This is a genomic window from Bacillota bacterium (assembly GCA_012837285.1).
Taxonomy (GTDB): Bacteria; Bacillota; DTU030; order DUMP01; family DUMP01; genus DUNI01.
Window position 1 is genome coordinate 1 of record DURJ01000099.1, and the last position, 3,642, is coordinate 3,642.

2 protein-coding genes are annotated in these 3,642 nt (G+C 46.3%); both read left to right on the forward strand.

The window, feature by feature from the left end:
* Positions 1-550 precede the first annotated feature (550 nt).
* Positions 551-1,894, forward strand: coding sequence for an amidohydrolase family protein (locus GX016_05740; protein HHT71061.1), 1,344 nt, complete (start codon positions 551-553; stop codon positions 1,892-1,894).
* 445 nt (positions 1,895-2,339) lie between these two features.
* On the forward strand, positions 2,340-3,464 hold the full coding sequence (locus tag GX016_05745; protein HHT71062.1) for a hypothetical protein: 1,125 nt from the start codon (positions 2,340-2,342) through the stop codon (positions 3,462-3,464).
* Positions 3,465-3,642: the final 178 nt, after the last annotated feature.

Here is a 3,642-nt window from a genome sequence, read left to right on the forward strand (position 1 = left end):
ACCTCCTTTGCAACAGGATAAGATGCCTACAGTCCTGGGATGTCCCTGGGAAACCCATGAACGACAACCTTGCGAGCTATTGGAATACACCGGTGCCCCTCGATGCACTGGCCTCCCTCTGCTGGCAAGAGGGAGGGGTAACCGGGAAACAGTCAGCGTGTAGGTCTATTACATGGGGCCAGGGGAACACTCTACTCTTGGAAGACACCCGCGGAAGCGGGGCAACGGGAGGCATTGGAACATTCCCTTGGTAGACACCTATGGCTTTATTTTCCCAAAGACATCCCAGGACTGCAAACCCTTTTTTGAAAATCGGTGAAACCTGCTGGGAGATGGGTATGGCATGGGCGTGGAATTAGGGTAACCCCATGGGCAGGATTCCTCGCAGACCCCGCGCCTGCTTGAAATACTTCGCGTTGCTTATATACCCACTTACCCTGTCATGTGAAGTTCCCGTATTAGGTTTCCAAAGATCAAAATGAGCACCAGCCGAATTGGTAATTCTCGTCTAAATCGGCCACTGCTCATAGTATACAAGGAGGCATGAAGAATGAAATGGGCCATAAGAGGCGGCACGATTGTAACTGGCGACGGAAACACAGTTATAGAAAACGGCACTATTGTAATAGACGAAGAACGGATAATTGAAGTAACAGACAAGAATCTGGAGCTTCCGGCAGACGTGAAATCTATAGATGCTGCCGGTAAAGTAGTCATGCCGGGGATCATTAACAACCACGTCCATTGTGTTATTGATGGGGCACCTATCTTTGCCAGTGCTGCCCCGTCACTACCCACGGAGACCATATTCAGCAACCTAGATCGACATCTATTAGAAGGGACAACAACTTTGTTGAACGTGGATGGCTTCGCTACGATGGAAGAAGTTGAAAGCACAAATGACCGCCATCCCATAAACATAAAGACTGGTACAATCCATACACCACGAAATATTAAAGCAGCTTACATGGGCGACGGCAAGGGCATGAAACCTGAGAACGAAAAACCCTCAGTGGAAGAAATGCTCCGCCGAGGTGCGGTGGCTATTGCTGAAGTCGGTGCTGGAGCTACACTCGGTGGCGGCGTACAAGAGTATATGTATATTCCCCGAGCGGTTAAGCAGGTTACGGGGGTGGAAATCACTACACCTCAGGCCCGAGCCCTTAAGTCGGCAGTGCTTGGCAAATACATCGACCCACCCGTGTATGATGAAACCAAACTGACTGTCCTTATGGATGAATTTGGATTGACTGATAAGATTACAGCAGCAGGTTTGAAGAAAGTGGTTGAATATACTGTTCTACCTCCATTTGAGGATGCAATTGCTGGCCTCATTGAAGCAGGGGAATATGCTGCCCGCTTGGATACCATTGTCAGTATTCACCATGCTGCCCCTACTAAAGAAGTAACGAAGAAATTAGCTTATCTGGGTAAACTTTTAGTTGCCGGCCATTCCAACCATCACAGTTTTGACACCGATGAGGCGATCGAAGCTTGCCAGTGGCTAAAAGAACGTGACGTGATCATCGACGTTTCCACACTAGACACTTTTGGTGCTCGGCAGATGGCCACTTCGACTGATACCTTGTATGGCCTTGTTAGAGCCGGTTTAGTGGACACGATTTCCACCGATTACGGCGGCGGCAAATACGATCCCATCGTCGTTTGTTTAGATTACTTAGTAACAGACGGGGTTTGTTCGCTGCCCCAGGCAGTAGCCATGGCTACGTCGAATGTTGCGCGGTTGTTCCCCGGGTTGGCTGCTGATCGTGGAGTTTTAGCTCCTGGGAAGGTTGCAGACATTATACTAGTTGATGCCAATAGTCTTGGCCAAGTGAATACAGTTATTATTAGCGGTCGGACTGTTGCTAAAGGGGGTAAAGTCTGCTACTAGTATACTATTTGCTGTAGCCACCACCAAATCTGATAGAGAACAAACAAGCCTTGATAGCCATTGTATTAATGATATTACGGTTTGTTTTTACTCTGAGTCGGGAGAAACGCTATTATGATCCCACGAAAATACTAGGTACCTGCCAGATGCAGAATTGGCAATTGGCACCGGCCTAAAAAGAAACCCGTTAACAACTTTTGGATTGGGAAAGCCGTAATTTCTCCATCAGCAGTGACCCTGTGTACAAATACGGGTATATCCTGCCTGCTCCCCATAAGGCTGTACGAAGGAATGTGTGGGCTATGACCCCGTGAGAGATGATGGGGTGTGCCTAGGGCCGAGGTGAGGGAGCCACCTTGAAAAATACTTAATTATTGCGATGTATGGTTGCGGGAAAAAGAGGGTATAAGGAGCTTAGAACATAGTATTGAAATAGGAGATTAAAATGAAAATAACTAGTATTAAGGCTTATCATCTTAAGGTTCCTCTTAAAAACAAGTACCATCTATCCAAAGCAATTGGAACCTTGTATTACACAGAGCCAATCGTTGTCAAGGTTATGACAGATGTAGGAATTGTAGGTTTTGGAGAGGCTGACCCGCTAGTTGGCTTTACCCACGAAACGCCGGAGACGATTAAGTGCGTGATTAGAGAAATATTGGGGCCAAAACTGCTTGGCACGAATCCTCTGAACATAGGGCTAGTGGTAGAAAAGTTGGACGATATTCTTTGTGATAACCTGCTTTCTAAAGCAGCGTTTGACATGGCCTGCTATGATATTCTGGGCAAGGTTCATAACACGCCTATCCATTCACTATTGGGTGGCAAACTGCGAGACGAAACAAAGATAATGGTTGGCTTAGGAGGGGACGAGCCCAATAAAAATGCTGAAGATGCTTTAAATATGAAAAATGAAGGTTATGGAACCATTATGATAAAAGTTGGTGGATTAAGCGTAGAACAAGACGTGGAACGGGTATCAGCTATTCGGAAAGCAGTTGATGAAGACTTTCCTTTGGTAGTTGATGCTAACCAAGGATGGGACCCGGCCACAGCTATCAAATTTGCCAAATCAATAGAGCCGTATAATATAGAGTTTATGGAGCAACCGGTGCCAGCATGGGATATAGATGGAATGGCTTATGTAAGAAGTCGTAGCCCTATTCCAATCTCAGCTGATGAGGGTGTGCAGTCAATTCATGATGCGATTATGCTGATTCGTCACCAAGCAGCAGACATATTCAGTATAAAGGTGGTTAAACATGGGGGAATCTACAAGACTCGTAAGATAATGAATGTAGCCGAAGCGTTTGGGATTCCTTGTCTAATGAATTCCATGATTGAAATGGGCATAACGCAAGCTGCAAGTCAACACTTGGGCGCGGTATCTAAAAATCTATGCCATATTGGCAATTGCTATGCTTCTCCGCTACGTCTAAAAGTGGATGTCACTGATTACCATAAATTAGTTAACCACGGTGTAGCTACGATAACTGATCAACCGGGTTTAGGAATCCTTATTGATGAGGAAATGATAGATAGATATAAGGTAGATGAATTTATGTTATAAAACACTGAATAATGGCTGCCGCCAGCACTGCCACGCCAGGCAACCCGTACGAGCCTCTTCAACCTTGTGCATAATCAGGTAGCAACATCCTCAACGTGCTCATTCGAGACCTCTCGTACGGGCGGGGCTTCACTCTATGTTGTGCAAGGAGAGCAGCGGTGTGATGTCAAGTGGTAAT